Origin of the sequence: Raoultibacter timonensis (assembly GCF_900240215.1) — a bacterium.
Taxonomy (GTDB): Bacteria; Actinomycetota; Coriobacteriia; order Coriobacteriales; family Eggerthellaceae; genus Raoultibacter; species Raoultibacter timonensis.
Genome location: NZ_LT964679.1, coordinates 1,578,479 through 1,597,771, shown reverse-complemented (window position 1 = coordinate 1,597,771; position 19,293 = coordinate 1,578,479). Strand labels below are relative to the sequence as shown.

Genomic DNA, 19,293 nt, shown 5'->3' with positions numbered 1-19,293 from the left:
TTTGCCGCCCGCGAAGCGCGGAGACTCGCCCGCACTTCGCGGTTTCCTCGTGCGTCGCCCTTGCCATTCAGCATGCAACCTGTTACCATATGCGGTCATAAGATTCACTCACGAACGCGTAAACGCTAGAAAAGGATTGCTTGATGTCGGCGGTTATAAAGGTCGCTTTCCTCTAAAACCTCATACCGAGGATGATCCGCGTATGCCCGAGAACGCTCGGCGCGCCCATCCACCGCCTTTTGCATCCCTGTCGCGTTTCCCGCATCGCAGGCGCCCGCTGGCGCTGCGCATGCATCGAAGACACCCTGAGTATACCGACGATCTCGTCATACCCCTTGCGAAGGCAGCGGTTGCGGGATCGTTTTGTATGAGGCCCTGGAAAGCAGCATTCGAAAGGAACGACGTTGAACGCAATGCTAGTGAATCTAGGAGCACCAACCAATGAACATACAGGATTACGGGTTCGACCCACGCTGCCGACCCGAGAACATACAGGGAATACCCGCACGAATCACCGCAGTTCACAGAGGGCTGTTCGAAATCGTCTGCGATAAGGGTTGCGGCCTGGCACACCTCAAGCAGGGCTCATACCGCACATCCGAGGCCGACTATCCCACCGTCGGCGATTTCGTCATGGTGGATTGGGCGGGCGACGGTGAAAGCAGGATACGCGAAACGCTGCCGCGCTCGACGTTCTTCGCGAGGCGCGACCCCTCGTCGTCGGGTCACGGCGAGCAGGCTATCGCTGCGAACTTCGACTACGTTTTCATCATGCAGGCGCTCGACCGCGATTTCAACGAGCGCAGGCTCGAGCGCTACCTGACACTTGCGTGGCAATCGGGTGCGGCGCCGGTCGTCGTTCTCACCAAGGCGGATTGCGTCGGCGACGCGTCGACGCACGTGCAGATTGCGGAGAGCATCGCTTTCGGCGTCGACGTGTGCGCCATCAGCGTCAAGACGGGTTCGGGTCTCGGTGCGCTCGACCGCTACCTCGAACCGGGGAAGACGATCGTGCTGCTCGGATCGTCGGGCGTCGGCAAGTCGAGCTTGGCGAACGCCCTTTCGGAAGACGAGCTTATGGCCACAGGCGAGATTCGCGAAAGCGACGGACGGGGAAGGCATACGACCTCGCATCGCCAGTTGATGCTTCTGGAAAACGGAGCCATGCTGATCGACACGCCCGGTATGCGCGAGCTTGGCATGTGGAACGCCGACGAGGGGTTGAGCCAGGGCTTCGCCGACGTCGAGAGCTACTTCGGCCAATGCCGGTTCAGCGATTGCCGCCACGACGGCGAGCCGGGCTGCGCGATAGCGGAGGCCATACGCGATGGAAGCCTTGCGCCCGAGCGCTGGGAGAGCTACTTGAAGCTCAAGATCGAAACGCGCCTTGCCGACGACAAGGAGGGCTTTCTGCGAGACAAACGGCAGTGGGAGAAGAACCTCTCCAAGCTCGTACGCCAAATGAAGCAAGCCGACCGTACGGCACCCAAGACCGGGCGCCCGCCGGTACGGATCGACCGTGCTCCAGCGCAGATCGAACACGGGATGTCGGATAGCCGAAACGCGCCGAACGCCGAACGCGTATCCCGCGATCGGCCCGATTACCGTACGCAGGCCTGCACCGAGAGCTTCACCTGCGCGGTGTGCGGAAGCGTGGTGGTGCCGGAACATGCAGGAAGCGACCATCGCAACCACTGCCCGCATTGCCTCTCGAGCCTGCATGTGGACAACCGGCCGGGAGACCGGGCATCGCTGTGCAAAGGCGTCATGGAACCCATCGGCGTTTGGGTGCGCAAGAACGGGGAATGGGCCCTCATCCACCGCTGCTCGTCGTGCGGCAAGATCGTGTCGAACAGGATTGCCGCCGACGATAACAGCGTACTTCTGATGTCGATCGCGACCAAGCCGCTCGCCAATCCGCCGTTTCCGCTGTGGGACATGGGCGCTGCGACGGCGAGCGGATAAACTGATGCGTTGCGCCGTCCGGTCTTGTATCATGGGATCGTGGCCGTTGGGCGCGATCCCATGATCGGCCGGTATCTAAATCGGAAAAGAACGGAAACGAAGGGCGGAGTCGCATGGAGCAGTACAAGCAGGAGTTCATCGAGTTCATGGTGGAAAGCGGAGTGCTCAAGTTCGGCGACTTCACGTTGAAGAGCGGGAGGAAATCCCCGTTCTTCATGAACGCGGGAGCCTACGTGACCGGTTCGCAGCTCCATCGTCTCGGCCGATGCTACGCTCGTGCCATCCACGATGCGTTCGGGCTCGAGTTCGACGTGGTGTTCGGTCCAGCGTACAAGGGCATTCCGCTTTCGGTCATCACCACGATGGCCATACACGAGCTGTACGGCGCAGAGGTACGGTACTGCTCGAACCGCAAAGAGGTCAAGGATCACGGGGACACGGGCATTTTGCTCGGGAGCAACCTGAAGGACGGCGACCGCGTCGTCATGGTTGAGGATGTGACCACCTCGGGCAAGTCGATCGAGGAGACCTATCCCATCCTCAAATCGCAAGCCGATGTCGACATCAAGGGACTCATGGTGTCGCTCAACCGCATGGAGGTCGGCAAGGGCGGCGAGGTGTGCGCGCTCGACGAAGTGCGCGAGCGCTACGGGTTTCCCACCGCAGCCATCGTCACCATGGACGAGGTGACCGAGTACCTGTTCAATCGGGAATGCCAGGGCAAGGTCGTCATAGACGAAACGGTGAAAGAGGCGCTCGATGCCTATTACGAGCGCTACGGAGTTCGGTAAGGAGGCGATGGCTCGCTCAAACGGGCGCGCCCTCGGCGTTCGGCGCACCGCTTGGGTCCGGCATCCCTCGACTCGACGGTGCTTCTCGTGCGAACGAAAGGAGCCGCAGCGTGCATGCTGCGGCTCCTTGACGTTGCCTGCGTTTTGCCGGGCTGCCGATTGGGGTCCGATCTAGTGGTTGCGGCGCCTTACCATCGCGTAGGCTCCGCCGCCTACAAGCAAGCTCGCGCATGCTGCGGCCGCGAAGGGGAGTATGCTCATCTCGTCGCCTGTCCGAGCCATCTTTGCGTAGCTTCCCGTTTTGCTCGAGGTCGGCGTCTTGCCTGAGGGGTCGCTGCCGGGCTTCTCGGGATCCTTCGGATCGGGGTCCTGCGGGCCGCTGGGGTCGATCGCCTTCCAGATGGCATAGAGATCCACGTCGTTGGCCGGCATGGGGAACGTACCACCGGGGCCGTACAGCGCCGTTGCGCTCGCCGGGTCGGTGTGCCATCCGACGAACTCGTAGCCGTCGCGCACGAGCGTGTTCTTGCCGGATACCGTGACCGTGTCCCCTGCGGCATGCTGGCTGCTTGCGGGCGCGTCGCCCGCGCTGTGGCCGTTTCCGTGGTAAGTCACGGTATAGAGGACGGGAGCCTTGGCCTTCCAGATGGCGTGGAGGTCGACATCGTTGGCAGGCATGTTGAACATGCCGGTGGGCGAGTACAGAGCCGTCTCGCTCGTCGGATCGGTGTGCCATCCAAGGAACTCGTGGTCGGTGCGCTCAAGCGTGTTCTCGTCGAGTACGGTGACGGGCGTTCCCGCGGCGTACTGCGCGCTCGGGTGCGGGTCGCCCGCGCTATGGCCGTTTCCGTGGTAGGTCACCGTGTAGAGCGTCGGGGGCGTCGCCTTCCAGACGGCGTAGAGGTCCACGTCTCGTGCCGGCATGGGGAACGTGTCGGTTGCCTCGTACTCCGCATCGGTTGCGGTAGAGGAGGTGTTCCATCCGAGAAAGTCGTGGTCGGTCAAGGTGAGCGTACCCTCGTCGGACACCGTTACGGTGACACCCGCAGCGTAGAGCTGGCTCGGCGGAGCTTCGCCGCCGTTGTTGCCGTTGCCGTAATACGTCACGCGGTAGACGTTCGTGGGGGTGCCGCCGGTGAAGTTGATGTCGTAGTTGTTGAGCGGGTGGTAGGGAACGAGGCCGCCGATGCTGATGCTCGCGAACTCGATCGAGGGGTAGTCGTCGAACACCGTCGTCGGCGGGATGTAGGCAGCAGAAGCGGTGTTGCGCTCGAATACGGTGTCGGACCCGATGACCATCTGGCCCCAGTACGGCTCGTTGCTGTAGATGCCGCCGCCGTGGCCGTTGGGCGCCGCGTTGTCGACGATGACCGCGTCGCCGCCGATGGTGAGTGTGACGCTTCGATCCGACTGGCCGTCGAAGAAGATGCCCCCGCCGCCCTTAACCGAGCCGAGCGCGGTGTTGCGCGCAACCGTACCGCCGTTCATGACGAGCGATGAGGGGTTCGTTGTTGTGGCGGCCGAGTACTCGGTGAAGATGCCTCCGCCGTTTTCCGCCGCCGTGTTGTCGACGACGGTCGCCTGGTCGTTCATGACCATGCCCGCTCGGTTGGATACCGAAACCCCGCCGCCGCTCGAGGTGGTCGCGTTGTGGTGCACCGAGCTTTCGTCGTTCATGGTAAACAGCTCGTTGCTCCAGCAGGCGATGCCGCCGCCCCAGCCCCCTGCGGTGTTGTGGCGGATGGAGGTTTGGTCGTGCATCGTGAACTCGGTGGAGATCGAATCGACGCCGCCCCCGCTGCGAACTGCGGTGTTGTGGTGGATCGAGCTCTTTCCGTACATGTCGAAGGTGGTCTTGGTTCCGCCGCTCGTGTACACGCCGCCGCCGACATCCGCATGGTTCTCGGTGATCGTTGCGTTGTCGCGCATTTCGATGGTCGCGCTCGCCGTATTGTAGCGGTTGAGGCCGCCGCCCTGCTCGGCGGTGTTGTTCTTGATGAGGCTCTCGCCTGTCATGGTGAACGTTATGTCGCGACCCGACCAGTCGGCGTACAGGCACACGCCGCCGCCCGATTCCGCCGTGTTGGCGTCGGCAGCGCTGTCGCCGCCGATGACGCCGCCGTTCATGATGAAGCTGCCGGCGCCGTTCACAAGCACGCCGCCGCCATGGATGCCGGCGATGTTCGCACGTATCGTTCCGCTGTTCATGGTGAAGGACGATCCGTCCTGCAGCACGTTGACGCCCGCGCCGCGGTCGCTCTCGTTTTTCTCGATAAGGCTTTCGCCGCTCATGGTAAACGAGCTGCCTCCAGCAACGAGTACGCCGCCGCCTTGGTTGACGGTGCTCGTGTTGCTGCTGATAGTACCGCCCGTCATGGTGAAGGTGGAGCTGCTCACGAGGTTGATGCCGCCGCCGTTGCCTGCGGTGTTGCTGCCGACCAGTCCGCTCGACATCGTAAGGGAGCCGTCGGTTACGTATATGCCGCCGCCCCCGACGCTGCGGTCGCTGATCGTGCTCTTGTTGTTGCTGACGGTGCCGCCTTCGATCACGAGTGCACCGCGATTCACGCGCACGGCGCCGCCGGCGACGTTGCTCGTGCAGTTCTGGATCGTGGCGCCCGCCTTCAGGGTGAGCGTGCCCCTTTTGCCGTCGACGAGCACGCCGCCGCCGACGGTGCCGCCGTCGAGCACGACGTTCTCGAGGATGAGCGACATGTTGTAGGTGGAGCTGCTGCCGTCGACTTTGAAATGGCGCGCATTCGCCGTTGCCTGCGTGATGGTAAAGGTGTTGCCGTCTTTCGAGGTCAATGTGACGACCCGATTGAAGGGGGCGTCGATGGTGCCCGATATGGTAAAGCTGTTCTGCAGCTCGATGGTACCTGCCGTGCCGACGGGGATGTCCCACATGGCGTCTTGGAGCTCGGTCTGGTTGGNTTCCGCCGCTCGTGTACACGCCGCCGCCGACATCCGCATGGTTCTCGGTGATCGTTGCGTTGTCGCGCATTTCGATGGTCGCGCTCGCCGTATTGTAGCGGTTGAGGCCGCCGCCCTGCTCGGCGGTGTTGTTCTTGATGAGGCTCTCGCCTGTCATGGTGAACGTTATGTCGCGACCCGACCAGTCGGCGTACAGGCACACGCCGCCGCCCGATTCCGCCGTGTTGGCGTCGGCAGCGCTGTCGCCGCCGATGACGCCGCCGTTCATGATGAAGCTGCCGGCGCCGTTCACAAGCACGCCGCCGCCATGGATGCCGGCGATGTTCGCACGTATCGTTCCGCTGTTCATGGTGAAGGACGATCCGTCCTGCAGCACGTTGACGCCCGCGCCGCGGTCGCTCTCGTTTTTCTCGATAAGGCTTTCGCCGCTCATGGTAAACGAGCTGCCTCCAGCAACGAGTACGCCGCCGCCTTGGTTGACGGTGCTCGTGTTGCTGCTGATAGTACCGCCCGTCATGGTGAAGGTGGAGCTGCTCACGAGGTTGATGCCGCCGCCGTTGCCTGCGGTGTTGCTGCCGACCAGTCCGCTCGACATCGTAAGGGAGCCGTCGGTTACGTATATGCCGCCGCCCCCGACGCTGCGGTCGCTGATCGTGCTCTTGTTGTTNGGGCGCGAAGCCAGGGCATCGGCGTCGGCCCCGGCCGCGGTTCGGCCGCTGGCGCCATCGTGGCCTACGCGATGGGCATCACCGACCTCGACCCGCTTTCGAACGGGCTTCTGTTCGAGCGCTTCCTTTCGCCTGAGCGCGTGGAGATGCCCGATATCGACGTCGACTTCGAGGACGAGCGCCGTGGCGAGGTCATCGAGCACATCAAGGAAGTGTACGGCGAGGATCACGTGTCGGGCGTCATCACGTTCGGCAAGCTGCAGGCGAAGAACGCCGTGCGCGACGCCGCGCGCGTGCTCGACTACCCCTACGGCGTAGGCGACCGCATCGCCAAGCTCATCGGCGACGAGCTCGGCATCACGATCAGCGACGCCCTCGCGAAGAACCCCGACCTCAAGAAGGCCTATTCGACGGAGGAAGACGTCAAGCAGGTGCTCGACGCAGCCCTTTCCATCGAGGGCCACGTCCGCGGCGAAGGCGTGCACGCGTGTGCGACGATCATCTGCCGCGATCCGATGGCCGACCACGTTCCCATGAAGCGCGACACCAAGGGCGGCGGCATCATCACGCAATACGATGGGCACTACACGCCCGATCTGGGCCTTCTCAAGATGGACTTCCTCGGCCTGCGCACGCTCGGCGTTATCAGCCGCGCCTGCCGCAACATCGAGGCGCGCTTCGGCGAGCATATCGTGCCCGAGGAGATCCCGATCAACGACGAGAAGGCGTTCGAGCTCATGCGCTCGGGCAACATGGACGGGCTCTTCCAGGTGGAGGGCGCCCTGTACGTGAGCCTGTTCGCGCGTCTTCCCCCGAAGCGCTTCTCCGACATCGTCGCTTCGATCGCGCTCAACCGTCCGGGCCCGCTCGAGTCGGGCATGGTCGACGACTACATCAAGGTGGCGAGCGGCAAGACGTCGGTCCACTACTACGACGACCGCCTGCGCCCGATCCTCGAGGAAACCTACGGCACCATGGTCTACCAGGAACAGATCATGCAGATTTCCATGGCCATGAGCGGGTTCTCGGCGGGCAAGGCCGACAAGCTGCGCAAGGCCATGGGCAAGAAGAAGCTCGACATCATGCGCCAGCTCCAGGAAGACTGGAACAACGGCGCGGTCGAGAACGGCTTCTCGCTCGATATCGCCAAGCAGATCTGGGAAGACGCCGAGAAGTTCGCCAAGTACGCGTTCAACAAGTCGCACTCGGCGGCCTACGCCATCCTGGTCATGCGCACGGCGTTTTTGAAGGCGTACTACCCACACGACTTCATGGCCGCTGTGCTTTCGTCCTACATGGGCAACTCGGACCGCCTGATCAAGTACATTGCCAGCTGCAACCGTTCGGGCATCCCGGTTTTACCCCCCGACATCAACGCGTCGAACCTCGAGTTCACGCCGACCGACGAAGGCGTGGTCTTCGGCTTGGCGGGCGTGCGCGGCGTCGGCGAGAAGGTGGCCGAGGAGATCATCCGCGAGCGCGAGAAGGGCGGAAGGTTCTCGTCGCTCCACGATTTCGTGAACCGCATGGATTCGAAGGCCTACAACCGCAAGACGCTCGAAGCGCTCATCAAGGCCGGCGCGTTCGATTCGACGGGGTACACCCGCAAGCAGCTCATGTACTTCATCGAGGAGACGCCGCTGCTCGAGGGCGCCTCGAAGCGGCAGAAGGACCGCGATATGGGACAGGTGAGCATGTTCGACCTGTTCGCCGACGACCCCGATTCGGATTTCAAGGAGGAGATTCCCGAGCCAGACAACGTCGAATGGGACAAGCGCACCAAGCTCGCCTACGAGAAGGAGATCCTCAAGATCTACGTGTCCGACCATCCGCTGCGCCCGTACGAGGGGCTCATCTCCAGCATGACGAAATTCTCGCTGGGCGACCTGGCCGATCGCGAGAAGGATATCGCGAGCGCGACGTTCGTCGGCATGGTGTCGACCGTCGTGACCAAGCTCACGAAGCGCGGCACGAAGATGGCCACGTTCACGCTCGAGGATACGACGGGGCATGTGGACGCCATCTGCTTCAAGTACGACGACAACGCCGAGGCGATCCAGGAAGACGCGATCGTCAAGGTGAAGGGCAAGTTCGAGCACAGCGATCGCGGCAACCAGCTCATCGCCTACGAGATGGAGGTCATCGAGCTTTCGGAGGACGATGTGCGCCCCTCGCATCTCGAGCTGAAGATCGCCTCGTCGGATTTTGACCAGAACACGTCGATGCGCTTGAACCGCATCCTGAAATCATATCCGGGTCGCGACGGGGTGGTGCTGTTCATCAGCCAGGCCGACGGGCGAAAGTTCAGGGCGGAGCTTCCCGTTACCGTGGACGCCCGCAGCCAGGTCATGCGTTCCGAGATTCAGGATCTGTTCGGAAAGCCGGTCTGGATGGCGTCGTAGGTCGCTGTGCGCCCGATGCCGGGCGTCGATTGTGCGCGGGCGGGATCGAGTTGGATACGCCCCTCGCCGGCGCGTGTCGAGCGGCGCTGTTCGGGTCTTCGAGAGCCGTGTGCGGGTATATTGGCATCGCTGCCATCACAAAATGCTGACGATTCGGCTGTTCCGCTATGTGGGGCAGCCGTTTCTTCTATACTGGAAAGATATGGAAAACGTTATGGAACATACGGTTGCGCTCGAGGTCTCCTATGACGGGGCTCCGTTTTCGGGCTTCGCCCGCCAGCCGGGGCAGCTGACCGTGCAGGGGTCGATCGAAGACGCGCTCGCTCTTTTGTACGGCCGGCCCGTCGAGACGACGTGCGCCGGCAGAACCGATGCGGGCGTGCACGCGCGCGGTCAGGTTGTCAGCTTCGATCTGAGCGGAGACGAGTTCGCTTCGCGCCCGCTTTCCGCGTTGTCCCGCTCGCTGAACGCCCTCATCGACGATCGCGCGTCGGTCAAGCGCATCGGGGAGGCTTCCTTCGGCTTCTCGGCGCGCTTCGATGCCGTCTCTCGGGAGTACCGGTACTTCATATACGAGGGAGCCGACCGCCCGGTGCTCGTTTCCGACCGCGTGTGGCACCTGAAGCGGCGCCTCGACATCCAAGCCATGGCCGAAGGCGCCTCCTATCTTGTGGGTGAGCATGATTTCAAGAGCTTCTGCATGGCGGTGTCCGCCGAAGGGAAGCCTACCTGCAGAAACGTTTCCGAGATCACGATCGGCCGCGAAGAGCTGCTCGGCGAAGAGGTCGCGGTCGTCAAGGTGATCGGCAACGCGTTTCTCCACTCCATGGTGCGAACGATCGTAGGCACGCTCGTCGCNCGAGATGGGCCCGGCGCGCAGTTCGGCTTCGGTGCCTGTCTGGTCGTCGTCTGCGGCCAAAGCCGTCGCTTCGTTCGAGTTCGCCTCGGCGGGGCCGGCAAGGCCTTCCGCATCGATGCCTGGAGCGCTGTCGGCAGGCGGTGCCTGCTCGGGGTCAAGCGCCGTCTCGCCGGACGGGTTCTCGGTTGTATCGTCTTCTGCTTCGCCCGGTTCGCCTTCAGCCTGTTCGCCGAGCGCTGCTTCCTCGGTTGCCGAGGGGTTCGGAGCCGCCGGCGCATCGGTCGAGGCCAGTGCGGATCCGCCGGAAACGCCCCAGAATGCAAGCATTGCAGCAAGGGCTATGAGGAGGAGCTTTGGGGGTCGTTTGATCGTCGGCATGTGTCTCCTTCGTCGTATGTACACCGCATGCTGTGCATGCACAAGCGAAGAATATAACATCTTGCATATATAAAGGCAAGATGTTTCATAGTTTGCCACAAATCAACATCTGAAATGGGGTTATGAAATAGAGAAAGTAATATAATAAACTATATATCATGATGAAGGGGAAGACCGCAACGCGGAAGCGGGCGTTGAGATCCGGGATCGGATGGGCAGGGCATCACTGCCGGCAAGGGCACGTTGTCGGTTGGGCGCGCTCCTCTCTCGGCAGCCGGGCGGATGCCGGTTGGGACACGCTATGCTGTCGAGCGCCTTGCACCATCGGTTGATCGGATAAAAATCCACGCTTTATCCTCAGCGGTTGCGACGGTAAGCTGCTATCATGGTGACGACACCAGAGAAGGCATGCGAGAATTTACAGAGGCACAAGATATGGCATTCGTTCACCTGCACAATCACACCGAATACTCCCTGCTCGACGGCGCAACGCACATCAAAGATATGGTGCGCCGCGCCGCCGAACTCGGCATGCCCGCCGTTGCCGTCACCGACCACGGCGTCATGAGCGGCGTCCCCGAGCTGTGCGATGCGTGCGATGCCGTCGAGGCCGAGACCGGCATCCGCGTCAAGCCCATCTACGGGTGCGAGGTGTACTTCACGACCGACGAGGAGCTGCGGAAGGACACCAAGCCGAAGCTCTACCATCTGCTGCTGCTCGCCAAGACGAACGAGGGGTACCACAACCTCGTGCGCCTCGTATCCGAGTCGCACGTCGATAACTTCTACTACAAACCGCGCACCACGTTCTCGATGCTCGAGAAGTACGGCAAGGGCATCATCGGCTCGAGCGCGTGCATCGCGGGCATCATCCCGAAGATGCTCGACGACCGCCGGTTCGACGATGCGGTCGAATGGGCCAAGAAGTTCGCGAGCTGCTTCGAGCCGGGCGATTTCTACATCGAGCTGCAGAACCAGGGCATCGTAACCGACGCAGGCCTTACGCAGACCGAGCTCAACCACCAGCTTACGAAGGTCGCGCAGACGGCGGGCCTCAAGACCATCGCCACGAACGACTTCCATTACCTCGTGCAGGAGGATGCGCGCGCGCAGGACATCATGCTGTGCATCGGCACCGGCTCGGCGGTCAACGATACGAACCGCATGAAGTTCGAGAACGATCAGTTCTACATGAAGACCGAAGAGGAGATGCGCGAAGCCCTCAAGGATTTCCCCGAGGCGTGCGACACCACCGTCGAGGTTGCGGAGAAGTGCGATGTCGTGCTGGAGCGCGATTCGATCCTGCCGCGCTTCCCCTTGCCCGAGGGCGAGACCGAGGAGAGCTACTTCAAGAAGCGCATCCAGGAGGGCCTCGTCAAGCGCTACGGTGAGCCCATACCCGCCGAGGCGCAGGAGCGCGCCGACTACGAGGCCGGCATCATCATCCAGCAGGGCTTCCCGGCCTACTTCCTCATCGTGCAGGAGTACATCGAATGGGCGCGAAGCCAGGGCATCGGCGTNAAGCCGGTCTGGATGGCGTCGTAGGTCGCTGTGCGCCCGATGCCGGGCGTCGATTGTGCGCGGGCGGGATCGAGTTGGATACGCCCCTCGCCGGCGCGTGTCGAGCGGCGCTGTTCGGGTCTTCGAGAGCCGTGTGCGGGTATATTGGCATCGCTGCCATCACAAAATGCTGACGATTCGGCTGTTCCGCTATGTGGGGCAGCCGTTTCTTCTATACTGGAAAGATATGGAAAACGTTATGGAACATACGGTTGCGCTCGAGGTCTCCTATGACGGGGCTCCGTTTTCGGGCTTCGCCCGCCAGCCGGGGCAGCTGACCGTGCAGGGGTCGATCGAAGACGCGCTCGCTCTTTTGTACGGCCGGCCCGTCGAGACGACGTGCGCCGGCAGAACCGATGCGGGCGTGCACGCGCGCGGTCAGGTTGTCAGCTTCGATCTGAGCGGAGACGAGTTCGCTTCGCGCCCGCTTTCCGCGTTGTCCCGCTCGCTGAACGCCCTCATCGACGATCGCGCGTCGGTCAAGCGCATCGGGGAGGCTTCCTTCGGCTTCTCGGCGCGCTTCGATGCCGTCTCTCGGGAGTACCGGTACTTCATATACGAGGGAGCCGACCGCCCGGTGCTCGTTTCCGACCGCGTGTGGCACCTGAAGCGGCGCCTCGACATCCAAGCCATGGCCGAAGGCGCCTCCTATCTTGTGGGTGAGCATGATTTCAAGAGCTTCTGCATGGCGGTGTCCGCCGAAGGGAAGCCTACCTGCAGAAACGTTTCCGAGATCACGATCGGCCGCGAAGAGCTGCTCGGCGAAGAGGTCGCGGTCGTCAAGGTGATCGGCAACGCGTTTCTCCACTCCATGGTGCGAACGATCGTAGGCACGCTCGTCGCGGTGGGCACGGGCCGTCGCGAGCCTTCGTGGGTCGGCGAGGTTCTCGAAGCGCGCGATCGCCGCGCAGCGGGCGAGAACGCCCCGGCCGCAGGGCTTGTTTTCTGGCATGTCGATTACGGCGACGCCGTATCGGCGCCTATGCGAAAAGAGGGAAACCGTGTTTAGGAAAAGCGCCGAACAGCAGATCATGCGCGAGGCCGACAGGATCGTGTCCATGAAGGAAGACGTCGACGCTATGTCGTGGGGTCGCGTGACGGAGATCGCCAAGCTCCTGCAGGCCGACCACACCGAGGAGCAGCGCTTGGAATGGGCGCGCGAGCTGCTTTCCATCGCGCGTACCAACTCGTGGGTGCTCGACAAGTTCGGCGTTGCTGCTGAAAGCATGACAGGTCAGGTCATACCCTCGGGAATCGAGATCCAGCAGGGTGATCGCTACCTGAACGAGATGGCGGCGGGCGATCTTTCGTCCGTGGGCGAGCAGCCGTCGGCGGCGGATGGCGCAAAGTCCGATTCGCGCGTATTCGCATCGACGGATCCTCTGCAGCCTGAGCCGGGTGCTCGCATATCGTCCGATGCGGCGTGTGATGCGTATTGCGCGTGCGAGGACGCCGAGCCGAAGCCGACGGCGGATCCCGCCGCTTCCGCTTCCGGGGGGACCGCCCCCGAAGCGATTGCGCCCGAAGCATCCGTTATCGACGGGTCCTTCATCGAGACCAAGGGCATGCTCAGGAAGAAGCGCCGCGCCGAGAAGCGCGCCCAGCGAGAGCAGCGCGATGCGGAGGCCTTCATCATTCCGACCGCTCGTCCCGCAGACGATGCGGTATTCGGTTTCGAGCAGATCGCCACCCCCGCTTTGGGGCAGGATGCAACGAGCCTCGACGAATTAAGGGGAGCGAAACCGCAGGTGCAGGCGGAATCTGCTTCGATGCAAGCCGAGGAAAGCGCGTCGGAACACCCCGATTCCATCGATCCGTGCTCAGCGGGTCGATCTGAGCAAACGGCGGACGGTCGGTCCGAGGAAGCTGCTCCGGGGCAATCCCCTCAGGATTTCGCGCGGTTCAAACACCTCTATTCGAACAAGAAGGGGAGCCTGTGTCTGTACGAGGATGCCGATGGGCATCTCGTTGCCGTGGATCCTTCGAGATTCGCATAGACATAGTCAAATACTTGCTGTAATCTCATATTAATCGAACCACCACTATGGCGCGTAGCGCCGATGCTCAAACGCAAGGAGATTTTCATGAGCGGCTGTTCTGCGGCAGGCGGCAAACGACGCAACTTCAAGGATGCGGGCAGGGTCTGTCCGATCGACTACCGGCTTGATCCGAGCCTGTTTCGAGCCGAACCCGCGTTTTCCTGCGACACGCTTTTCGTCGTGGGGGGCGTGTACGGCAATCCGTTCGCACTCGATGCGCTCGATGCCCTTGTTTCGGCTGAGTCGGGGGAGGTTCGCGCGGTTTTGAACGGCGACGTTCACTGGTTCGATCAAACGGCCGAGAACTTCGAGATCATCGAACGCCGTGCAGCGCGCTACGTGCCGCTTGCAGGCAACGTCGAGGCGGAGCTTCGCAGGGAGACCGACATCGGCGTGGGATGCGGTTGCTCGTATCCCGATTGCACGCCGGATGCCGATGTCAGCCGCTCGAACCGCATTCACAAAATGCTGTCGACGGCGCTGTTCCACCGCCCCGAACTTCGCGATATGCTCCAGGACCGCCCTGCCGCCTTGACGGCGAAGGTCGGATCGCGGACGGTCGGAATCACGCATGGTGACGAGCGGCTTATCGGGGGTTGGGGATGCTCGCGCGAATCGCTGCAGGATCCCATCAGACAAGACGAGCTGTCGCGATGGATGCGGGAAAGCGGTATCGATGTGCTTGCCACAACGCATACGTGCTCGCCGGTTGCGATGGCTCTTGCCGACGGCGTCGTGATCAACAACGGGGCGGCGGGGTTGCCCAACTTCGCCGGCCAGAACTTCGGCATCGCTACCCGCGTTGCGACGACCCCCGCAGCCGACGCGCTGTTCGGCGCTCAATACGAGGGGCTCTACATCGAGGCCGTGCCGCTCAGGTACGATCAGGATGCTTACGTGAAATGGTTCGATGGATTGTGGTCGGAAACCAGCCCGGCGGCCGTTTCGTACAGGGACCGCATCGTGGCGGGTCCCGACGACTACATCGAAGACGCCCTTCTCGGCGGTTTTTCGGTTCGTCCGACGTATCGGGCGGAGTCTCGCCGTCCTCGGACGCGGGCGACGGCGCATGACGTCGAGCTGGCGCTCGCGCGACTCATGTACTTCGAAGACATGCTCGAACCCGATCATCTGAAAACGGCTCCCCGTCTGAGTACCGTGCAGGCCAACGTCGGCAAGCTGTGCAATCTCGCCTGCGAGCACTGCCATGTCGAAGCGGGGCCGGGCAGAACCGAGCTGATGAGCCGCGCATGCATGGATGCGATTCTCGACGTGATGGAGTCTCGCGGCATCGAGACGCTCGACATAACCGGCGGCGCACCCGAAATGAACCCCGATTTCGAGTGGTTCATCCGCGAGGCGGCCCGGCGCGTCGGGCACGTCATGGTGAGGAGCAATCTGGTCATTCTGCTTGAACCGGGATACGGGCACCTGATTGATCGGTATGCGGAGCTCGGCATCGAGGTGGTCGCGTCGCTGCCGAACGTCAGTGCTGCGCAGGTGGATAAGCAGCGCGGTGCGCGGGCGTTCACCGGATCGCTCGACGTGCTGAGGCGGCTTAACGAGAAGGGGTACGGAAACGGGGAGGGGCTGGTGCTCGATCTGGTGTTCAATCCCCAATGGCCCGTTCTCGCCCCGAAGCAGGACGAACTCGAGCGGGTGTACAAGCATCGGCTCGCAAAGGATTTCGGTATCGTGTTCGATAAGCTGTTCGCTGTTGCGAACAACCCGATCGGGCGTTACGGAGCCCACCTTATGGCAACCGATCGATTCGACGGCTACATGGACCTGCTCATGGACGCGTTCAACCCGGAAGCGTGCGAGGCGATGATGTGCCGCCACCAGATCTCGGTCGGCTACGACGGACGCATCTACGATTGCGATTTCAACCAAGCCGTCGGCCTCGTGCAGAAGCGCGACGGGCGCGATCTGACCATCTTCGATTATGCTGACGATTCCGCTTTGCCGCTTACCCGGTTGATCGAGTTCGGCAACCACTGCTACGCGTGCGCTGCGGGGTTCGGATCGAGCTGCGGGGGAACGCTCGTTCAGGAATAGCCGTTCAATCGGGTGCGAGCGATGGACCGGCGCTCGAGGTAGTCACGTCGCACGCTGTGCGAAGCGGATGGGCGGCAGCACGTAAAAGATGTAATCTTCTATTGGCAAAACAATATTATTAGATATAATCCAATAATAATATGAGCAGCCGTGATCGGATTTTCGCGGTATCCGGCGTCGGGCTTCCGAAACGCGATGACGGCTGTTCATCCCAGTCTGCAGCAATAAGGAAGGGATGTACGGAATGGACTCGACAACCGGAATATTCTTCTGGGGATTTCTCATCGTGTACGGCATCGTCATGTTTCTCCTTTCTCCGAAAACCGTCAGCTTGGGCGGGTTCTTCAAAGGGGAAGACAAGCACGGACGCGCCGCCAATCCGTGGATGATCACCGCATCCATCTTCATCGCATGGATCTTTGCGAAATCGGTCACCAATGCGGCCAACATGGGTGCGCAGTTCGGCATTGTCGGAGGCATCGGATACGCCATGTACTGGCTTTGCATACCCCTGACCGGTTTTGCCCTCTATCGTTTGCGCCGCAGGTTCGGGGCAACGGGAACGGTGAGCTTTCTGACCAAGCACTACGGTGTCGCGGCGGCGTTCTGCTTTTCGGCGGCCATCCTCGTGCGCCTCTTCAACGAGGTGTGGTCGAACACCTCGGTCGTGGGTGCCTACTACGGCGATTCGGGTTCGGCGCCGTTCATCGTTGCGGCCCTGCTGTTCACCGCCATTACGGTGGGGTATTGCTGCTGGGGCGGCATGCGCGGCTCCATCATCACCGACATCGCCCAGGCCGCGCTGTTCGCCGTGCTGCTTATCGTCGTGCTCGTCTGGGTCGTGCCGCAGGACAATCCCGTCGACTACGTCACCTCGGGCGTGTGGTCGCTCGAGGGCGGTGTCGACTTCATCATAGGCGCGGGGCTCCAGTGCCTTTCGTACGGCTTTCACGATGCGGTACTCACCGATCGCGGGTTCATCTGCGAAGAGAAGAAGATGCTCAAGTCGTTCATCGTGGCCGGGCTGTTGGGCTTCGTGGCGATCGTGCTCTTCTCGCTGATCGGCGTGCACGCCTACGTCAACGGGATGAGCATCGCGGGCTCGAGTGCGCCGGTGGTGGTGGCGCAGAGCCTCGGCATCGTCGCGTTTTTCCTGATGGCCGTCATCATGATAGCTACGGCGGGCTCGACGCTCGATTCGACGTTCAGCTCGCTTGCGAAGCTGACCGCGCGTGACCTTCCGGGCATTCTCGGCGTGACGCCCCAGACGAACCCGCGTATCATCGGCATCATCTTCATGGTCGTCTTCGGCATTGTGGGCAACCTGCCGATGATCATGGGCGCCAACATCATCGCGGCGACCACCATCTCGGGCACGATGATCATGGGATTGGGCCCGATCTTTCTCATGCACGGCGTGGTCAAGCCGACGAAGGTCGGTTTCCAACTGGCATTTTGGATCGGCATGGTGCTCGGCATCGTCGATACGGTCGCGCCTGCGTCGCTCGGTTTCATGAACATCGGCCAGGGAACGTACGCGAATTTCCTCGGCGTGAACCTGTGGGGTGCGATCGCCTGCTGGGCGGCCTATATCGTTCCCGGTCTGATATCGCAGTCCAAGGACAGGAAAAACGGTGTCGAGCCCACGTGGAAGGGGCTATCGAAGGAAGAGATCGCCCGCCTTGATGCAGAACGCGCCAAAGGCGGCTGCGGCGAAGCTATGCCGGAAGCCGACGAACTTGCTCCAACGGGGGCGTAGCGCGGGCTTTCGAGGCGAGCTCGCCCGTTGCGTGTGCGCCCTAAACGCCTATTTGCTTGATGCTGCCTACAGGACGCTCGGACGCTTGCCACCCGATGCTCGGACGGTTGGATGCCCGGTGGGCGGCGGAAGGATCCGCCCCGTTCGCCCGTCTCCTGATGCCCGGTTGGCAGGCGGGGCTTCTCAGGCTCCCGGCTTGTCGGGAAGAGGCGGCGGGAGCTTCGCGCCGCATGACGGACAGGTTGTTGCTTGCCTGTCGGCTACTTCGGCGTTGCACGATGGACACGGTCGTTTGCCCGCAAGTTCCTTCAGCTTGCTGACCTTTCCGCACGCATCGCACAGGTCGCAAACATAACACATCGACATAAGCGGTCTCCTTTCTACGGTACATTTGTTTAGAATAGCTGGCGCATTCGCGGTCCTGCGGATTGTTCGGCTGTTTCCGGATCACTGCTGCGAGGCGTTTTCCCTCCAGTGGAACCGATTCAGGTATCGAAGCGCGATGGCGACGAACACGAAGCAGAGCGCAAGAAGACCGAGCCCGATTACAAGCGTTCCGTAATAGCTTCCGCCTATGTCGTAGAACACGGCGATCATCGTCGTCGTTATGCCGTTGGTGAGCCCTTTGACCGATTGGATCGCCCCGTAGATCTTGCTATGGTCTTTAGGCCCGAAGATATCGCGGATGAGCAGAGGGATGGCATTTCGCATGATCGATCCGTTGAAGCCGTAGAATGCGGCGGCGACGTAAAGGCCGAGAGGCGATCCGCCGAAGAAGAGCATGGTGATGAAAAAGCAAGAGTAGAGACCGAGCCAGATGTAGAGCGCGGGTTTGGTTCCGAATCGGTCGATCACGACTCCTATGGTAATGTTGCCGAGGAAGTCGAACACGCAGTCGACGGAAAGCATGATCGCGGCGATCATGGCGGCATCGGCCATCCATCGCGTTCCCGCCAAGAATTCATCGGCAAAGCCGCTAAAGCTCGATTCGTATCCGCCCCCGGTCGAGAGCAGCAGCACGATGATGATGATTACGAAAAACGGAACGCTTCTGCGGGCGGTTTTGAAGGAGACGCCCCGATCGAGATCGGCATCGACAAGCAGGGCTTCGTTGTCGGTTTTGAGCCCGAGGGGTCTGAGCCCCATTTCTTTCGGCGTTCTCACGTACACGAACAAAGCCCACGGCAGCATGAACACCGCTGCCATCATAAACAAGAACAGATATCCCGCACGGTAGCCGAAGTTGTTGATGATCAGCTGAATGATGATAGGCATGACGATGCCCGCGATGCCTTGAAAGCATACTGCGATGCCCATGAGCTTTCCGCGTACGTTCGCCGCAAACCAGTTTGACGAGAACGTGGTTGTTGCGAGGATCTTCGTTCCCGTCATGCCGAGAGCGTTGAAAACGCCGGCGGCGTAGAGCATCCAGGGAGTCGTTGCCGTGGCAAACAGGATGCAGGCTATTAATACGCACGAAACGCCAGTGGTCATGACGGCGCGTATAGAGACGTTCTTGTTTTGAAGGAGGCTTCCCCAGAGCGGGGAGGCGATGAAATAGGTTATCGCATAAAACGTCATGAACAGGAGAACGGCGGATCGGCTGATTCCCAGCGCATGGGCGAGCGGTAGCACGAACAGGCTGTTGTATGCCGTCTGGTAGCATGCGAACTGGTTACAGCAGATGGCGATAAAAATGAACCAGCCGTAATGTATATTCCCATGGAGTAATCGCAAAACCATGGTTCCTTCCAATCCGATTGCTTGTTATTCGTTCGATTGGGAACAGTCCGAACGCCGATTGAGCATCGCTCGAAGCGAAGAAGCGGCGCTGCTGCTGCTTCTTCGCTTCGCCGAGCGATTGATCTAGGGACGAATCA

The 19,293-nt window shown here is 61.6% G+C and carries 10 protein-coding genes and 1 pseudogene; 9 read left to right on the top strand and 2 right to left on the bottom strand.

Annotated elements, in window-relative coordinates:
* Nucleotides 1–441: 441 nt before the first annotated feature.
* Together rsgA and pyrE are read left to right on the top strand one after the other, a co-directional pair.
* On the top strand, nucleotides 442–1,965 hold the full coding sequence (gene rsgA, locus C1722_RS07115; RefSeq protein ID WP_219724286.1) for a ribosome small subunit-dependent GTPase A: 1,524 nt from the start codon (nucleotides 442–444) through the stop codon (nucleotides 1,963–1,965).
* A gap of 113 nt (nucleotides 1,966–2,078) precedes the next feature.
* Nucleotides 2,079–2,756: an orotate phosphoribosyltransferase gene (gene pyrE / locus C1722_RS07110; protein ID WP_102378616.1), complete on the top strand. Its 678-nt coding sequence runs from the start codon at nucleotides 2,079–2,081 to the stop codon at nucleotides 2,754–2,756.
* A gap of 171 nt (nucleotides 2,757–2,927) precedes the next feature.
* Here the strand turns inward: pyrE and C1722_RS17845 are convergent, their stop codons facing one another.
* Entirely contained in the window at nucleotides 2,928–4,055 is a 1,128-nt protein-coding gene (locus C1722_RS17845) for an InlB B-repeat-containing protein (RefSeq protein WP_425319372.1), read from the bottom strand.
* A gap of 1,477 nt (nucleotides 4,056–5,532) precedes the next feature.
* On the opposite strand from C1722_RS17845, the gene dnaE reads away from it, so the two are divergent.
* The 7 genes and pseudogenes from dnaE to C1722_RS07065 all read left to right on the top strand — a co-directional run bounded on the left by dnaE (nucleotide 5,533) and on the right by C1722_RS07065 (nucleotide 17,413).
* The gene (gene dnaE, locus C1722_RS07100) at nucleotides 5,533–8,760 is read left to right on the top strand and encodes a DNA polymerase III subunit alpha (protein ID WP_425319341.1); all 3,228 of its coding nucleotides are present in this window, start codon (nucleotides 5,533–5,535) and stop codon (nucleotides 8,758–8,760) included.
* Between the two features lie 142 nt (nucleotides 8,761–8,902).
* Nucleotides 8,903–10,054: a tRNA pseudouridine(38-40) synthase TruA gene (gene truA, locus C1722_RS17675; RefSeq protein ID WP_102379570.1), complete on the top strand. Its 1,152-nt coding sequence runs from the start codon at nucleotides 8,903–8,905 to the stop codon at nucleotides 10,052–10,054.
* A gap of 378 nt (nucleotides 10,055–10,432) precedes the next feature.
* A pseudogene (locus tag C1722_RS07090) lies at nucleotides 10,433–11,524 on the top strand (PHP domain-containing protein); the annotation flags it as partial.
* Between the two features lie 232 nt (nucleotides 11,525–11,756).
* Nucleotides 11,757–12,566: a tRNA pseudouridine(38-40) synthase TruA gene (gene truA / locus C1722_RS07085; RefSeq protein WP_342352757.1), complete on the top strand. Its 810-nt coding sequence runs from the start codon at nucleotides 11,757–11,759 to the stop codon at nucleotides 12,564–12,566.
* The gene (locus C1722_RS07080; RefSeq protein ID WP_102378613.1) at nucleotides 12,559–13,554 is read left to right on the top strand and encodes a prolipoprotein diacylglyceryl transferase; all 996 of its coding nucleotides are present in this window, start codon (nucleotides 12,559–12,561) and stop codon (nucleotides 13,552–13,554) included. The genes truA (C1722_RS07085) and C1722_RS07080 overlap by 8 nt, the downstream gene beginning before the upstream one ends.
* An 87-nt stretch (nucleotides 13,555–13,641) precedes the next feature.
* Nucleotides 13,642–15,654, top strand: a complete 2,013-nt coding sequence (arsS, locus tag C1722_RS17125; RefSeq protein ID WP_219724285.1) for an arsenosugar biosynthesis radical SAM (seleno)protein ArsS — start codon at nucleotides 13,642–13,644, stop codon at nucleotides 15,652–15,654.
* 244 nt (nucleotides 15,655–15,898) lie between these two features.
* Complete coding sequence (locus tag C1722_RS07065) at nucleotides 15,899–17,413, top strand: SLC5/6 family protein (protein WP_219724284.1); 1,515 nt, start codon at nucleotides 15,899–15,901, stop codon at nucleotides 17,411–17,413.
* A gap of 447 nt (nucleotides 17,414–17,860) precedes the next feature.
* Here C1722_RS07065 and C1722_RS07055 read toward each other — a convergent pair whose 3' ends face one another.
* The gene (locus C1722_RS07055; protein ID WP_102378611.1) at nucleotides 17,861–19,156 is read right to left on the bottom strand and encodes an MFS transporter; all 1,296 of its coding nucleotides are present in this window, start codon (nucleotides 19,154–19,156) and stop codon (nucleotides 17,861–17,863) included.
* Nucleotides 19,157–19,293 lie beyond the last annotated feature (137 nt).

Bases quoted from the DNA above. Each gene is read 5' to 3' on its own strand.
- rsgA (WP_219724286.1), top strand. From the start codon at position 442: ATGAACATACAGGATTACGGGTTCGACCCACGCTGCCGACCCGAGAAC.
- pyrE (WP_102378616.1), top strand. From the start codon at position 2,079: ATGGAGCAGTACAAGCAGGAGTTCATCGAGTTCATGGTGGAAAGCGGA.
- C1722_RS17845 (WP_425319372.1), bottom strand. From the start codon at position 4,055: ATGGTCATCGGGTCCGACACCGTATTCGAGCGCAACACCGCTTCTGCT.
- truA (WP_342352757.1), top strand. From the start codon at position 11,757: ATGGAACATACGGTTGCGCTCGAGGTCTCCTATGACGGGGCTCCGTTT.
- arsS (WP_219724285.1), top strand. From the start codon at position 13,642: ATGAGCGGCTGTTCTGCGGCAGGCGGCAAACGACGCAACTTCAAGGAT.
- C1722_RS07065 (WP_219724284.1), top strand. From the start codon at position 15,899: ATGGACTCGACAACCGGAATATTCTTCTGGGGATTTCTCATCGTGTAC.
- C1722_RS07055 (WP_102378611.1), bottom strand. From the start codon at position 19,156: ATGGTTTTGCGATTACTCCATGGGAATATACATTACGGCTGGTTCATT.